14 protein-coding genes and 1 pseudogene are annotated in these 14,540 nt (G+C 70.7%); 3 read left to right on the top strand and 12 right to left on the bottom strand.

The genetic code is table 11. The features are described 5' to 3' along the window. Positions 1 to 111 precede the first annotated feature (111 nt). Positions 112 to 867 carry a hypothetical protein gene (locus J4E04_RS13670; protein WP_490148817.1) on the bottom strand — a complete coding sequence of 252 codons (756 nt, stop codon included), beginning with the start codon at positions 865 to 867 and terminating at the stop codon, positions 112 to 114. A gap of 298 nt (positions 868 to 1,165) precedes the next feature. Between J4E04_RS13670 and J4E04_RS13675 the strand changes: the two genes are divergently transcribed. After that, on the top strand, positions 1,166 to 1,459 hold the full coding sequence (locus tag J4E04_RS13675) for a WhiB family transcriptional regulator (protein WP_037183820.1): 294 nt from the start codon (positions 1,166 to 1,168) through the stop codon (positions 1,457 to 1,459). A gap of 64 nt (positions 1,460 to 1,523) precedes the next feature. Here the strand turns inward: J4E04_RS13675 and groL are convergent, their stop codons facing one another. The 3 genes and pseudogenes from groL to J4E04_RS13690 all read right to left on the bottom strand — a co-directional run. After that, positions 1,524 to 3,140, bottom strand: a complete 1,617-nt coding sequence (gene groL, locus J4E04_RS13680; protein WP_027503791.1) for a chaperonin GroEL — start codon at positions 3,138 to 3,140, stop codon at positions 1,524 to 1,526. 87 nt (positions 3,141 to 3,227) lie between these two features. Further along, positions 3,228 to 3,527: a co-chaperone GroES gene (gene groES / locus J4E04_RS13685; protein WP_027503792.1), complete on the bottom strand. Its 300-nt coding sequence runs from the start codon at positions 3,525 to 3,527 to the stop codon at positions 3,228 to 3,230. Positions 3,528 to 3,843: 316 nt separating this feature from the next. Continuing rightward, positions 3,844 to 4,017 (bottom strand): annotated as a pseudogene (locus tag J4E04_RS13690) (LLM class flavin-dependent oxidoreductase); the annotation flags it as partial. A 242-nt stretch (positions 4,018 to 4,259) separates the two neighbouring features. On the opposite strand from J4E04_RS13690, the gene J4E04_RS13695 reads away from it, so the two are divergent. Then, positions 4,260 to 5,825: an Hsp70 family protein gene (locus tag J4E04_RS13695; protein WP_222627316.1), complete on the top strand. Its 1,566-nt coding sequence runs from the start codon at positions 4,260 to 4,262 to the stop codon at positions 5,823 to 5,825. A gap of 7 nt (positions 5,826 to 5,832) precedes the next feature. Here the strand turns inward: J4E04_RS13695 and tsaD are convergent, their stop codons facing one another. Genes tsaD through J4E04_RS13730 form a run of 7 tightly spaced genes read right to left on the bottom strand, consistent with a single transcriptional unit; the run spans position 5,833 to position 12,227 of the window. Continuing rightward, complete coding sequence (gene tsaD / locus J4E04_RS13700; RefSeq protein ID WP_056442507.1) at positions 5,833 to 6,879, bottom strand: tRNA (adenosine(37)-N6)-threonylcarbamoyltransferase complex transferase subunit TsaD; 1,047 nt, start codon at positions 6,877 to 6,879, stop codon at positions 5,833 to 5,835. Beyond that, positions 6,876 to 7,358, bottom strand: coding sequence for a ribosomal protein S18-alanine N-acetyltransferase (gene rimI / locus J4E04_RS13705; RefSeq protein ID WP_027503796.1), 483 nt, complete (start codon positions 7,356 to 7,358; stop codon positions 6,876 to 6,878). The genes tsaD and rimI overlap by 4 nt, the downstream gene beginning before the upstream one ends. Then, positions 7,355 to 8,011: a tRNA (adenosine(37)-N6)-threonylcarbamoyltransferase complex dimerization subunit type 1 TsaB gene (gene tsaB, locus J4E04_RS13710; protein ID WP_285188593.1), complete on the bottom strand. Its 657-nt coding sequence runs from the start codon at positions 8,009 to 8,011 to the stop codon at positions 7,355 to 7,357. Before tsaB ends, rimI begins: the two co-directional genes overlap by 4 nt. Positions 8,012 to 8,032: 21 nt before the next feature. Continuing rightward, positions 8,033 to 8,491, bottom strand: a complete 459-nt coding sequence (gene tsaE, locus J4E04_RS13715) for a tRNA (adenosine(37)-N6)-threonylcarbamoyltransferase complex ATPase subunit type 1 TsaE (RefSeq protein ID WP_027503798.1) — start codon at positions 8,489 to 8,491, stop codon at positions 8,033 to 8,035. Positions 8,492 to 8,495: 4 nt separating this feature from the next. Beyond that, positions 8,496 to 9,545 carry an alpha/beta fold hydrolase gene (locus J4E04_RS13720; protein WP_027503799.1) on the bottom strand — a complete coding sequence of 350 codons (1,050 nt, stop codon included), beginning with the start codon at positions 9,543 to 9,545 and terminating at the stop codon, positions 8,496 to 8,498. 20 nt (positions 9,546 to 9,565) lie between these two features. Continuing rightward, on the bottom strand, positions 9,566 to 10,756 hold the full coding sequence (alr, locus tag J4E04_RS13725; RefSeq protein ID WP_056442515.1) for an alanine racemase: 1,191 nt from the start codon (positions 10,754 to 10,756) through the stop codon (positions 9,566 to 9,568). 40 nt (positions 10,757 to 10,796) lie between these two features. Next, positions 10,797 to 12,227 (bottom strand): bifunctional ADP-dependent NAD(P)H-hydrate dehydratase/NAD(P)H-hydrate epimerase, encoded by a 1,431-nt coding sequence (locus J4E04_RS13730; RefSeq protein ID WP_056442627.1) that lies wholly within the window; start codon positions 12,225 to 12,227, stop codon positions 10,797 to 10,799. 56 nt (positions 12,228 to 12,283) lie between these two features. Here J4E04_RS13730 and J4E04_RS13735 point away from each other — a divergent pair, with 56 nt between their 5' ends. Next, positions 12,284 to 12,652 carry a plastocyanin/azurin family copper-binding protein gene (locus tag J4E04_RS13735; protein ID WP_490148818.1) on the top strand — a complete coding sequence of 123 codons (369 nt, stop codon included), beginning with the start codon at positions 12,284 to 12,286 and terminating at the stop codon, positions 12,650 to 12,652. Here J4E04_RS13735 and glmS read toward each other — a convergent pair whose 3' ends face one another. Beyond that, positions 12,653 to 14,515, bottom strand: a complete 1,863-nt coding sequence (gene glmS, locus J4E04_RS13740; protein WP_490148819.1) for a glutamine--fructose-6-phosphate transaminase (isomerizing) — start codon at positions 14,513 to 14,515, stop codon at positions 12,653 to 12,655. Positions 14,516 to 14,540 lie beyond the last annotated feature (25 nt).

Raw genomic sequence — 14,540 nt, forward strand, 5'->3', positions numbered from 1 at the left:
CGGGCCCGCTCCGGAATCGAGCGCGCTTCCTCCCGGTCCCCGACGGCCCGGTGCGGAACCTCTCAAGGATAGTCGCCGCCCGACGCGGCTCGACCGAACCGTACGGTTCGGTCACGAGAATTGCCCACCGCGTGACCGGATCGCAACCTCGAACACCCGTCGGACAGCGCCGGCGTCGCGGTCACCGCACGCTTCGGACAGGCAGGCGGAGGCCCACGCGAGCGGGAGCAGGTCGGCGGCGACGGCGTCGTCGCGCACCGCGCGCGCTGCCGTCGCGGCGCCCGCGTGATCACCCCCCACCAGCAGGGCCGCGGCGTGCACCACACGGGACTTGACGAGGTGCCGCGGCGACCGGAACTCCCGTGCCGCCCGAACGGATGCCTCCGCCGCGTCGAGGGCGCGCCGCGCGTCACCCGACGCCATCGCCACCTCCGCACGGACCCACAGCACGCGGAGAGACACTCGCTGGTGCCCGGGCCGGGTGGCGAGCACCGACTCCGCCCGGGCGAGGAGGACGTCGGCCCGCGCGAGGCGGCGGGGACCGATGGCATCGGCGGCGAGACCGACGAGGGCGTCCACGGCGGCGTCGACGTCGATCGCCCGGCGCGGACCTGTCCCACGGGAGAAGCCGCTGTCGACGAGCGCCGCGCCGTCACGCACCGCGGCGTCGGTGTGGCGGCCGAGTTGGCGCAGCAGCGACCCCTCGAGGCTCGCGCTCAGGGACCGCACGGCCGGATCGGCGTCGCGCCGCAGCGACCGGGCCCGGGTGAGCGAGGCGGCGTACCACCCGCGGGCCCCGGCGTCGACGGCCTCCGACCACCGTGTCAGGGAGTCCGGACCGGGCACGGGAGGACACGAGGACTGCACGGGAAACAGAATAGTCTTCGGGCGTTATCCAGGAATTTACACACGAAATGTCACGACATTTCCGGGCACAGTGTGTCGGTGTCTTGTCGACGATGTGACAGGGACATTACGAGGACTCCCCTACCGGCTCGACACCAGAGAAAAGTGTCGTCCGAGTTAATTAATGCCTGCTCGGAGTATGCAGATCACCACGATCGAGACTGTTGACGGTGAAACTCGCCCGGCTCTACGGTTGCGACAGATCGTGAACTGCACCAGAAGAATTCACGACCGTGCGTGAGAGTCCTAGGAGTACACAATGCCCCAGCCCAATCACCTTCCCGGACCCAATGCCGATATCTGGGATTGGCAGATGCACGGATCGTGCCGCGGCGAGGACTCGTCGATGTTCTTCCATCCCGATGGTGAACGAGGACGAGCGCGAGCGCAACGCGAGATGAAGGCCAAGGAGATGTGCCGCGCGTGCCCCGTCCTCGCCCAGTGCCGGAGCCACGCGCTCGCCGTGAGCGAGCCGTACGGCATCTGGGGCGGCATGTCCGAGACCGAGCGAGAGGTCTTCGCGCGGCGCAACCGTCGCCGTCTGGCCTCCTGACCCCACGAACGAGCGAGGCCCCACCGGACAGTGTCCGATGGGGCCTCGCTCGTCGAGAGGGTGGTCAGTGGTTGTGGCCGTGACCGTGGCCGCCCTCGTCCTCGACGACCTCAGGCTTGTCGACGACGGTCGACTCGGTCGTGAGGATCATCTTCGCGACGGACGCGGCGTTCACCACGGCCGAGCGAGTGACCTTGACCGGGTCGATGACGCCGTCGGCGACCAGGTCGCCGTACGTCAGCGTGGCGGCGTTGAAGCCGGTGCCGTCGTCCGCGTCGACGAGCTTGCCGACGACGACGGAACCGTCGATACCGGCGTTGCTCGCGATCCAGTACATCGGGGCCCGCAGCGCGAGGCGCACTGCCTCGACGCCGATGGCCTCGTCGCCCGTCAGACCGAGGTGGTCCTTCAGGCCGCGGCTGGCGTGCACGAGCGCGGCGCCTCCACCGGAGACGATGCCTTCCTCGACAGCTGCCTTGGCGGCGTTGACGGCGTCCTCCACGCGGAACTTGCGCTCCTTGAGGTCGGTCTCGGTGGCGGCACCGACCTTGATGACCGCGACTCCGCCGGCCAGCTTCGCCAGACGCTCCTCGAGCTTCTCGCGGTCCCAGTCGGACTCGGTCGCCTCGATCTCGCGACGGAGCTGTCCGACGCGGTCGGCGATGGCCTCCGCGGTGCCCGCACCCTCGACGATGGTGGTCTCGTCCTTGGTGACGACGACGCGGCGTGCGCTGCCGAGCAGGTCGAGGCCCGCATCCTTGAGGCTGAGGCCGATGTCGGAGTTGATGACGGTCGCACCGGTGACGATGGCGAGGTCCTCGAGGAACGCCTTGCGGCGGTCTCCGAAGAACGGCGCCTTCACCGCGACGGCCTTGACCGTCTTGCGGATCGAGTTCACGACGAGCGTGGACAGTGCCTCGCCCTCGATGTCCTCGGCGATGATGAGAACCGGTTTGCCCGACTCCGCGATCTTCTCCAGGAGCGGCAGGAAATCGGGAAGGGACGAGATCTTCTCGCGGTACAGCAGGATCTGCGCGTCCTCGAAGACCGCTTCCTGACTGTCCGGATCGGTGACGAAGTACGGCGAGAGGTAGCCCTTGCCGAACTGCACGCCCTCGGTGATGACGAGTTCGGAGACGAGCGAGCTCGACTCCTCGACCGTCACGACACCGTCGGCGCCGACGCGGGTGAGCGCCTCGCCGACCATCTGGCCGATGACCTCGTCGCGGGACGACACGGTGGCGACCTGCGCGATGGACTTCTCGCCCTGCACGGGAACCGCGGCGGCGAGCAGTGCCTCGGACACGTGCTCGACGGCCTTGGTGATGCCGGCGCCGAGCGCGATGGGGTTGGCACCGGCGGCGACGTTCTTGAGCCCCTGCTTGACCAGGGCCTGTGCCAGTACCGTCGCCGTCGTCGTACCGTCACCGGCGACGTCGTTGGTCTTGGTGGCGACGCTCTTGACGAGCTGTGCGCCGAGGTTCTCGAAGGGATCCTCGAGGTCGATCTCACGGGCGATGGACACGCCGTCGTTGGTGACGGTGGGACCACCGAAGGCCTTGGCCAGCACCACGTGCCGGCCGCGGGGCCCGAGGGTGACCTTGACGGCGTCGGCGAGCTTGTCGACGCCCCTCTCGAGGCTGCGTCGTGCGACCTCGTTGAATTCGATTTGCTTGGACATGTGGCCTACCAACTCCTCATCAGTACGGCGTGACGCATTCCGCCCCGGGTCCTCGAGACAAGGACACCGGGGCGGAGGGCGTGGGGCTTACTTGGAGATGACTGCCAGCACGTCGCGTGCGGACAGGATCAGGTACTCCTCGCCGGCGTACTTGATCTCGGTGCCGCCGTACTTGCTGTAGATGACGGTGTCACCCTCTTTGACGTCGACAGGGATGCGATTTCCCTTGTCGGTCACTCGGCCTTCACCCACGGCCACCACGGTGCCCTCCTGGGGCTTCTCCTTGGCGGTGTCGGGGATGACCAGGCCGGAGGCGGTCGTCGTCTCGGCCTCGACGGCCTGGACGAGGATCTTGTCCTCGAGCGGCTTGATGTTCACGCCTGCCACGATGAGCCCTCCACTTTCACGATTGTCGGTCCGGGGCTGGTCCCCGGCACGGATTGTGCTGGTGTTCGTCCTGCTGGGTACTGCTCTGGTTCACGACGCACGATTGCGGTGGCCCGTCGTCGCGGGTGCCGGGTCACTGAACCTGTCGTCGACTAGCACTCTATACACGCGAGTGCCAGCACTCAACCTTCACGAGTGCACATTCTCGTGTCGCGTCGAGGACGCCATCGCCTCGTGGACCAGAGGCGCGACCTCGCGGCCCAGAAGTTCGATGGAGCGCAGCACCGTCTCGTGGGGCAGCGTGCCGACGCTGATGCGTCAGACGGATGCGCTCGGTCCGCGCCGCGATCGCCGCGAGCACGACGGCGGGCGCGGACGCGGCGAAGTCCTCGCGGTGATGCTCACCGACGCCGTACACGTCCAGTCCCACCTCGTCGGCGAGCTGGGCCTCCTCGACCACCTCGCGCAGTCGTCGACCGTGGCCGCGCACCTCCTGGACTCCCTCCTCCGGGTAGGTCTCGGCGAAGGTGGTGATGCCGATCTCGACGCTCGCAGACACGGTGACGCGCCCCTTTCTCACTTTCGTGACGTCTCGTCATTGCACTGGTCAGGAAGGGGTTCGGTGTCCCTCCGCGGCCGGAACCAGCGCGGGATGTGCACTATTTCCGGCGGAGTTCGGTAACATTCGTATAACGGCAGCGTAGGAACGACCGCCCGAGGAGGTGCATGCACGTGTCGGACACACAGCAGGAGAGTGTGGTCCCCGAACCCACCATCGGGGTCTCGGCAGGATCCGAGGTGGTGTGCTGCGCCGTCCTCACCACCGCTCCCGACGGTACCGAGACCTTCGACTACCGCACCGTGACCGCCGAGGGCGCCCGCTCCGACATCGGTGACCTGGTCGCCACCTCGCTCGATCTCGCGTCCCACCACCTCGTCGACGACGACACCCGCCCCGCCACGTCGGGCGGACGTATCGCCGTGGCGCATCGCGGCGGCCTCGGGTCGCGGTCCATTCTGTCGGCGACCCGTCGTCATCACGTGACGGACGACCATCTGGTGACCGACACCGACGCTCTGCTGTGCTGGCTCCGGCACACCGGCGAGGTGGCGCGGTACGGCCACGTCCTGCTCGTCGACGTCGGCGCCTCGGGCACCACCACGACGGTGATCGATCAGGTCGACGGCACCGTGCGCGCGGTCCGGCGCACCGACGAGGTCAGCGGAGCCGTCCTCGACGCGCACCTCCTCGCCCTGACCGCCGAGAGGCTGCCCGCGGTCACCACCTCGGATCGCCCGGTGGTCGCGGCACGTCTGCGCACGGCCAAGGAGCAACTGTCCTTCCACGAGTCCGTCACCGTGGATCTGCCCGGAGCCGAGACGCTCACCGTGACTCGCGCCGAGATGGTCGTCGCCATCGCCGCACCGTTGGCTGCGCTGCGCGAGCTGGTTCTCGAGGTGCTCGACGAGGCCGGCCCGACCGCACGCCCCGAGGCGGCCGCCGTGGTCGGCGGCGGCGCCCACGTGCCCGCCGTGGTCGAGACCATCACCCACGCCGCCGACGTGCCCGCGGTGCCGACGCCCGAACCCGATGCCGCCGTGGCCAAGGGCGCAGCCCTGCTGGCCCGCGACCTCGGCCACTCGGTGCTGCCCGCGTCCACCCGGCCGCCCACCTCGATCGCCGGGGGCCTGCGAACGGTCGGGCTGCTCGCCGCGGCGTGCGCGGCCATGGCCGTCGTGCTCGCGTACGGCGTCCAGGCCCTGACCCCGTCGAGCGAGCCGGCCGTCACCACGGTGGCCACCTCGGAACTCCCGAACTCGACCACGGAGGAGACGGCCACCAGCGCGTCGGCACCCGAGGCGGCGCCGCCCGCTCTGACCGGTGGCTGGGAGGACGACGCGCCGGAGCCCACGGCCGCGGAACCGTGGCCGACGACCGACTACACCTACACCCCCGAGGTGCGTCCCTACCCGACTCGCTCGTCGTCACCGTCGGCCACGGCGACGACGACCGTGGCGCCGCCGACGTCCACCACCCCGACGCTCCGCCCGGCTCCCGATCTTCCGGTCATCGTCCTGCCGGACGTTCCCGGAATCCCGCCGTGGTGGACGGACCTGACCAGTGTGCTGCCGACCCCGCCGGTGACGACGCCGGAGAGCACGCCCGAGTCCGGATCGACACCGGTGTCGCCCGCGCCCGGTGCCGTGGTGCCGGAGTCCGTGCTCCCCGAGGGCCTCGTTCCCGTACCGACCACGTCCGCTCCGGCGGTCACACCGTCGACTGCACCACCCGCCTGACGGGCCGTCAGACGACCTGGCTGACCGAGACGGGCAGGCCCGGATCGGTCGCCGCCGTCAGTGGTGACGGCTCGGCTCCGGATGCAGCGATGTGCGCCCCGAGCGTGGCGATCATGACGCCGTTGTCGGTGCATCGACGCGGAGTGGGCACGCGCAACGTCACCCCGGCCGCGGCGCACCGCTCCTCGGCGAGCGATCGGATACGCGAGTTCGCAGTGGCACCGCCGCCCAGGACGAGGGTGCCGATCCCCCGGTCGGTCACAGCGCGCAGCGCCTTCATCGTCAGGACATCGGCGACGGCCTCCTGGAACGACGCGGCCACGTCGGCCACCACGATCGGACGGCCGGCGCGCTGCGCCGACTCGACGTGGCGAGCCACCGCGGTCTTGAGGCCGGAGAACGAGAAGTCGTAGCGGGAGTCGCGTGGTCCGGTCATGCCGCGAGGAAACGCGACGGCGCGCGGATCACCCTCTGCGGCGAGCGCGTCGAGCACGGGACCGCCGGGATACCCGAGTCCGAGGAGCCGGGCGACCTTGTCGAAGGCCTCTCCCGCCGCATCGTCGACGGTGCTGCCCAGTTCGACGATCGGTTCGGCGAGGGAGGACACCTCGAGCAGGTGCGTGTGTCCGCCCGAGACCAGCAGCGCGACACACTCCGGCATCGGGCCGTGCTCGAGGGTGTCCACCGCGACGTGACCACCGAGATGGTTGACCGCGTAGAACGGCACGTTCCACGCGGCCGCGTAGGCCTTCGCCGCCGCGACACCGACGAGGAGCGCTCCGGCGAGGCCCGGTCCGATGGTGACGGCGACGGCGTCCGGGCGACGGATGCCCGCCTGCGCCAACGCTCGTCGCATCGTGGGCACGATGGCCTCGAGGTGTGCGCGCGATGCGATCTCGGGGACGACACCACCGAAGCGGGCGTGCTCGTCGACACTGGACGCGACCTCGTCGGCGAGCATCTCGCACGTGCCGGTGCCCGACGCGTCTCCGGTGTAGCGGACGATGCCGACACCGGTCTCGTCGCACGAACTCTCGATCCCCATGACGATCACGGGTGACCACCTCTCGTAGTCGGGGCGGGCCTGGTCATGGTGTACGCGTCCGCACCGCTGGGCTGGTAGTAGCGGCGGCGCGTCCCGACGATGTCGAAGCCCGCCCGGCGGTACAACTCGATGGCCGGCTCGTTGTCGGTGCGCACCTCGAGGAACACCGGACCGCCGTGCAGGTCCGCCTCGTGCAGCAACGCGTCGAGCAGTGCCCTGCCGATACCGCGACGCTGCGCGGCGGGATCGACGCCGATGGTGTGGACCTCGGACTCGGTGTCCTCGCCCTTGCCCAGCAACGCGATCCCGGCGTACCCGACGGCCCGACCGTCGTCCTCTCGCACGACGAAGTACCGCACGTGCGGGCCGCGCAGTTCCTCGACGAAGGCCGATGCGGGCCAGGGCCCGTCGGTGGGGAACAGCACGGCCTCGAGCTCCGCGCACCGGTCCGCGTCCTCGACGCGCATCGGTTCGACCGTGCCGATCATGCGCGGGTCTTCGCCGCTCGATCGGCCGTCGCGACCGCGTCGGGACGCCGGAGATACTGCGGCACCAACGACGTCGGCTCCGCGCCGGAGCGCAGCGCCTGCGCGGCCACGGCGACGAGGCATTCCGGGGACGGACTCTCGACCGGTTCCACGGGCAGGTCCACCAGATCGACGTGCAGTGCCGATCCGGCCACCACCGTCGACTCCCCCACGACGATGTCCGCGGCGGGCGAGACGAACGGTCCGGCGACGCGCTCGGCGCCGCGGAACCGTGCCCAGTACACCTCCCGGCGACGCGCATCCGTGACGACGAGGACCTCGCGATCACCGGGCACGGCCGCGGCGATGGCATCGAGACTGCCGACACCGTGCACCGGGATGCCGAGGGCGTCACCGAAGGCGGCTCCCGTCGCCATGCCCACGCGCAGGCCGGTGAACGGCCCCGGTCCGGTGCCGACGACGACGGCGGACAGGTCGTCCGCGCTGATGCCCGCGTCGGCGAGGCACTCGAGGATGTGTGGGGTGAGAACTTCGGCGTGCTTACGGGCGTCGACGGTGACGCGCGTCGCGAGCGGCTGCGGGCCGGTGTCGTCGAGCCGCACCACCCCGGCCGTCACGGCGGGAGTGGAGGTGTCCACGGCGAGTATCAGCACGGGGATCCAGATTACCCGTGCTCACCCGATCCACTGCCACGTGGCGGTGCGGACGTCGGACTCCGGCTCGCGCCGCAGCCGGATCAGCAGGTGCCGGTCGGCGAGGGCCTCCGCGATGCCCTCGCCCCACTCCACGACGACGACGGAGTCCGCCAGCTCGGTGTCGAGGTCGAGGGCGTCGAGCTCGTCCATCGCCGAGGCGCCGGTTCCGAGCCCCAGCCGGTAGGCGTCGACGTGCACGAGCCCGGGGCCGGTGTCCCCGCCGGCGCGGTGGGTGCGCGCGATCATGAACGTCGGCGAGCTCACGCGGCCGAGCACGCCGAGTCCGCGGGCGAGACCCTTCGTCAGCGTCGTCTTACCTGCGCCGAGGGGTCCGTCGAGCACCACGACGTCGCCCGCTTCGAGCTCCGCGGCGAGGCGCTCGCCCAGGAGCTCGGTGTCCTCGGCCGTCGAGAGGACGGCCTCCCCCTCGACCGGCACCGCGTCAGCCAACGGTTCGCCTCGTCGGTTCGGCGCGGACCCGTCCGTCGCGTGCACGCTGTACCAGACGGTCCAGGGCGTCGTTCACCTCGTCGGGGAACTCGAGCTGCACCAGGTGACCGGCGCGGCGGACCCGGACCATTTCGGCGTGCGGGAGCGCGTCGGCCAGCTGCTCCGACTTGTCGAACGGGATGACCCAGTCGTCGTCGCCGCACAGCACCAGGGTCGCCGTGTCCGCGATGACGGGCAGCGCCTCCAGTTCGTCGTGCAGCTCGAGCGCCTGGAGAAAGTTGACCATCGTCACCACCGAGGTGTCGTGGATCATCTGCTCGGCGAACGCCTCGAGGGCGGGACTGACCGCGGTGCCGAACGACGCCGCGCGCAGCACCGGGGCGATGACCCCGCGCACGACACCGCGGCCGAACTGGACCGCACCCGGAGCGGTCCGCACCGCGAGCCGGAACGCGTCGACGGCCGGATTCTGGAGGTTCCGTCCGAGACCGGTACGCGCGAGACCCGCTGCGGTGGTGGACATCAGCGCGACTCCGACGACCCGCTCGGCCACCGCGTCGGGGAACTGGCGAGTGGCCGCGAGCACCGACATGCCGCCCATCGAGTGGCCCACCAGCACCAGCGGTCCACGCGGTGCGACGGCCCGGATCACGTCGGCGAGATCGATGCCGAGGCGGGCGATGTCGCACTCGTCCGGCGAGACGTCACCGGATCGGCCGTGACCGCGCTGGTCGTAGAACACCATCCGCACGTCGTCGCCCCACCGGCGGGCGAGCTCGCGGCGCTGGTAGTGCCAGCACTCCATGCGCAGGCAGTACCCGTGCACGAACACCACGGTCAGCGGCGCCTCGAGTGGACCGACCTCGCGCACCGCCAGCGGCACTCCGTCTCCGCTCGCGACGACGCACCCGCGATCGAACTCCATCGACTCGAAGTCCTCGCGCCGACCGGCGTCGGGCACCGGCGGGCCCACCCGGCGCCGCACCGCCGTGATGCCGGCCACGGCGGCCACGGCCGCGATACTCGCTGCGCCCCCGGCCATTCCGGCGAGACGGGCGCTGATCACGAGACCCCTCCGGCGAACGTCCGTCGTACTCGACCGCGGATACCGGTCACCACCTCGTAGTTGATCGTGTCGAGCGTCTCCGCCCAGTCCTGGGCCGTGGGCTCCCCGTGGTCGCCCGGTCCGAAGAGGTACGCGGTGTCCCCCTCGGCGACGTCGGGACGGCCGGGTCCGAGGTCGACGACGATCTGGTCCATGCACACCCGGCCCACCGCCGGATACCGCACGCCATGGATCGACACCTCGTATCGGTTCTTCAGCGCACGCGTGATGCCGTCGGCGTAGCCCACGGGCAGCAACGCCACCGTCGTGTCGACGGGAGCGATCCACTCGTGGCCGTAGGAGACGCCGTCGCCGGCAGCCACCCGCTTGAGCAGGATCACCGTGGCGCGCAGCGTCATCACGGGGCGCAGTCCGAACCATCCGAGATCGGGTGCCGGGGACAGGCCGTACAGCGCGATGCCCGGTCGGACCATGTCGTAGGCCAGGTCGGGGCGGGTCAGGGCACCGGCGGAATTGGCGATGTGCCGTACCTCGGGTGCCACGCCCGCTCGGGCCATCGCGTCTGCGGCGGCGTCGAAGCGCTCCTTCTGCCGGTCGTTGATCGGATCGCCGGGTACGTCCGCATCGACCAGGTGGGAGAACAGGCCGCGCACGCGCAGCGCGCCACCACGCTGCTCCGCGACCAGGGCGTCGACGGCCGCGTCGAACTCGTCCGCACCCACCCCGTTGCGATTCATGCCGGTGTCGACCTTGAGGGACACCACGGCGGGACGGCCGACACGGCGTGCGGCGTCGCCCACCTCCGCTATCTGACGGGGCGAGGACACGCCGATCTCGACGTCCGAGTCGATCAGTCCCGTGAAGTCGGTGCCGGGGGCGTGCAACCAGCACAGCACCGGCGCCGTGAGACCCGCGGTGCGCAGTCCGAGCGCCTCCGCAGCCGTGGCGACACCGAGTTCGCGAGCACCGGCCGCGAGCGCCGCCCGAGCGACCTCCACTCCGCCGTGGTTGTAGCCGTCCGCCTTGACGACGGCCATCACCGCAGCATCGCCGGCGTGCTCGATCAGGATGCGGGTGTTGTGCGCGACGGCGTCCAGATCGATCAGCGCCTCGGCCTGCGGGCGAGAAGTCGGAGCCGGTGCGACCGGACTCGTCGGCACCTCCTGCGCGCTGTTCACCGGCGTCATTCTGCCATCGACACCCCGCACCGACGTGCGGTGGCGGGTGTCAGGCCTGTGCGCGGAGGTCGCCGACCGCGTCCGGAACGGCGCAGAGCAGCGGTGAGGCGGAGATGGGAGCAGCGGTTCGCCGACCTCGATCGGTGGCGGCGAGCGCGGCCGCCCGCGAGTGCGCACGAGCGCCCATCACGGCGGCGGTGCGGGCCGGTACGCCCGCCGCGAGGAGCGCTCCGATCATGCCGGACAGCACGTCGCCGGACCCGGCCGTCGAGGACCAGGACGACCCCGCGTCGTCGACGGAGACGGTGCCGTCGGGATCCGCGATCACCGTCGCTCGCCCCTTGAGCAGCACAGTCACGTTCCAGTCGGCCGCGAGGGCGCGGACGGACCGGACGCGATCGGGTCCGGGCGCGGACCCGGTGAGTCGCTCGAACTCTCCCGCGTGCGGTGTCAGCACGGTCGCCGACGACCGTCCGCGCACCAGCTCGGGTCGCCGCGACAGCACGGTCAGTCCGTCGGCGTCGACGAGGACCGGGACGTCGGACTCCAGGACGGAGCGCAGCCGGTCGGCCGCATCGTCGTCGGTGCCGAAGCCGGGCCCTACCACCCAGGCCTGTACACGTCCCGCCTCGTCGACCGAACGGGCGGTGACCACCTCCGGGTAGTGGTGCACCACCTCGGCGCCGCCCTGCCCGACGTAGCGGACCATGCCGGACGTCGCCGCCACCGCAGCGCCCGTGCACAGCACGCCCGCGCCGGGATACTTCTCGCTGCCCGCCATGATGCCGGTGACGCCCTGGGAGTACTTGTCGTCCGCGGGTCCGGGTACCGGCCACGCGCGGCCCACCTCGACGTCGTCGGGAGACGTGATCGTCGCGGCGGCCGGAACGAGGCCGATGTCGATCAGGTGCAGCTCGCCGCACCACGCGCTCGCGAGCACGTGCACCGGCTTGTAGGCGCCGAACGCCACCGTCACGGCGGCACGGACGGCGGGACCGTCGACGTCGCCCGTGTCCGGGTCGACACCCGACGGCAGGTCCGCAGCCACGACGGGGGCGGTGAGTCCGTCGACGATCGCGGCCGCGTCCGGTCGGAGCGATCCCCGCGCGGACAGGCCGACGATGCCGTCGATCACCAGATCGGGGTCGCCGGCCAGCGTCACCACACGTCCCGTGGCGGCCCGGAACGCCGCCAGTGCGGCGGGGTGGGCGCGATCGGGGCGGAGCAGCAGTGCCTCCACGGCAACGCCGCGCCGGCGTAGTTCGGCGCCGGCGAACAGCGCGTCGCCGCCGTTGTCCCCGGATCCGGCGAGAACGAGCACCCGTCTGCCGACCACCCCGCCGGTGCGGGCCCGGAGTTCACGAGCGACGACCGTCGCCAGTCCGTGGGCCGCGCGGCGCATCGCCGCGTACTCGGGCAGTCGGGCCAGCAGCGGGGCTTCCGCCGCTCGCACCTCGTCGGCGGTGTGGAAGTGGCGCATGCGTCCCACGGTAGCGCCGACAGGCCACGATGCACGGCAGGTCTACCGTGGGAATCATGGCTCGCCTGACAACACTCGCGGCGACGATCGGAGTCACTGCCGCACTGGCACTGTCGCTCACATCGTGCACCGAGGACGCCCCCACCGCCGAACGTCCGACCGGGCCGAACGTCGTCACGGTCGCCGCGATGGCCTACTCCCCCGCCAGCGTCACCGTCTCGCCCGGCGACACCGTCACGTGGTTCTTCGACGACACCGGTGTCGCGCACAACGTGATCGGCATCGACGCGGCGTCCCGTCTGCTGCACAGCCCGATGATCTCGTCGGGTCAGTTCAGTCAGACGTTCGACGACCCCGGCACGTACCCGTACTTCTGCTCGGTGCACCCGAACATGACGGGCACCGTCATCGTCCGAGAGAGCTGATCACTCGACGGTGACCGACTTCGCGAGGTTGCGCGGCTTGTCCACGTCGTAGCCGCGCGCCTGCGCGACCTCGGCGGCGAACACCTGCAGCGGCACCGTCGACAACAGCGGCTGCAGCAGTGACGGCGCGGCCGGGATCTCGATGAGGTGATCGGCGAACGGCCGCACCGTCTCGTCGCCCTCCTCGGCGATCACGACGGTCCGGGCGCCGCGCGCCTGGATCTCACGGATGTTGCTGAGCATCTTCGAGTGCAGCACCGCTCGGCCCTTCGGCGACGGCATCACGATGATCACGGGCAGGTCGTCCTCGATGAGGGCGATCGGACCGTGCTTGAGCTCGCCGGCGGCGAAACCCTCGGCGTGCATGTACGCGAGCTCCTTGAGCTTGAGCGCACCTTCGAGGGCGACCGGGTAACCGACGTGGCGACCCAGGAACAGCACCGTCGGTGACGACGCCAACTCGCGAGCCAGGGCGCGAACGGGCTCGACCGTCTCGAGCACCTTCCTCACCAGCTCCGGCATGGCCTCGAGATCCGCGTACTCCCGTGCGACCTCGTCCGGGTACTTGGTACCGCGAGCCTGCGCCAACGCAAGACCGACCAGGTAGTTGGCCGTCACCTGGGCGAGGAACGCCTTGGTCGACGCGACACCGATCTCCGGTCCCGCCCGCGTGTAGAGCACCGCGTCGGCCTCGCGCGGGATCTGGGAACCGTTGGTGTTGCAGACGGCCAGGACTCGGGCCTTCTGCTCCTTCGCGTGCCGGACCGCCTCCAGCGTGTCGGCGGTCTCGCCCGACTGGGAGATGGCCACCACGAGTGTCGAGCGGTCGAGAACGGGGTCGCGGTAACGGAACTCGCTGGCCAGCTCCACCTCCACGGGGAGGCGGGTCCAGTGTTCGATCGCGTATTTCGCCAGCAGCCCCGAGTGGTACGCGCTGCCGCACGCGACGACGAACACCTTGTCGACGTCGCGCAGCTCCTGATCCGACAGTCGCTGCTCGTCGAGGACGATGCGACCGTCGGTGAAGTGTCCGAGGAGGGTGTCCGCGACCGCCGCGGGCTGCTCTTGGATCTCCTTCAACATGAAGTAGTCGTGACCGCCCTTCTCGGCGGCGGCGAGGTCCCAGTCGATGCGGAACGGACGCCCCTCGGCCTCGGACCCGTCGAAGTTCATGACGTCGTAGCCGTCGGCGGTGATCACCACGACTTGGTCCTGCCCGAGCTCGACCGCGTCGCGCGTGTGCTCGATGAAGGCGGCGACATCGGACCCGACGAACATCTCGCCCTCGCCGACGCCGACGACCAACGGGGTGGAGCGACGGGCCGCGACGATGGTGTCGGGGTGATCGACGTGGGTGAACACGAGCGTGAAGGCGCCTTCGAGGCGCTGCAGCACCGCGAGGGCGCTCTGGACGAAGTCTCCGGCCGTGGCGCCCTCGTCGTAGGCGGCGGCGACCAGATGGACGGCCACCTCGGTGTCGGTGTCCGACTCGAACTCGACGCCTGCGTTCTCGAGCTCGGCGCGCAGCGGCGCGAAGTTCTCGATGATGCCGTTGTGCACGACGGCGACGCGGTCGGCGCGGTCGCGGTGCGGGTGGGCGTTGCGATCGGTGGGCCGTCCGTGGGTGGCCCACCGGGTGTGGCCGATCCCGCTGGTGCCGACGAAGGTGTCCCGCCCGAGTTCGTCCAGTTCGGCCTCGAGGTTGGCCAGTTTCCCGGCCTTGCGCTCGACGGCCATACCCCCGGACCCGTCCAGGACGGCGATGCCGGCCGAGTCGTATCCGCGGTACTCCATCCGGCGCAATGCCTCCACCACCACCGGTAGCGCTCGACGATGTCCGACGTACCCGACGATTCCGCACATGGGACGACAGCCTACTTCGGCGCGG

The organism is Rhodococcus sp. NFXS4 (assembly GCF_058139645.1).

Excerpts from the sequence above, each read along its gene's own strand:
- J4E04_RS13675 (WP_037183820.1), top strand. The coding sequence starts at position 1,166 with ATGCCCCAGCCCAATCACCTTCCCGGACCCAATGCCGATATCTGGGAT.
- groL (WP_027503791.1), bottom strand. The coding sequence starts at position 3,140 with ATGTCCAAGCAAATCGAATTCAACGAGGTCGCACGACGCAGCCTCGAG.
- J4E04_RS13730 (WP_056442627.1), bottom strand. The coding sequence starts at position 12,227 with ATGCGCCACTTCCACACCGCCGACGAGGTGCGAGCGGCGGAAGCCCCG.
- J4E04_RS13735 (WP_490148818.1), top strand. The coding sequence starts at position 12,284 with ATGGCTCGCCTGACAACACTCGCGGCGACGATCGGAGTCACTGCCGCA.
- rimI (WP_027503796.1), bottom strand. The coding sequence starts at position 7,358 with ATGATCGGCACGGTCGAACCGATGCGCGTCGAGGACGCGGACCGGTGC.
- alr (WP_056442515.1), bottom strand. The coding sequence starts at position 10,756 with ATGACGCCGGTGAACAGCGCGCAGGAGGTGCCGACGAGTCCGGTCGCA.
- glmS (WP_490148819.1), bottom strand. The coding sequence starts at position 14,515 with ATGTGCGGAATCGTCGGGTACGTCGGACATCGTCGAGCGCTACCGGTG.
- J4E04_RS13720 (WP_027503799.1), bottom strand. The coding sequence starts at position 9,545 with ATGGCCGGGGGCGCAGCGAGTATCGCGGCCGTGGCCGCCGTGGCCGGC.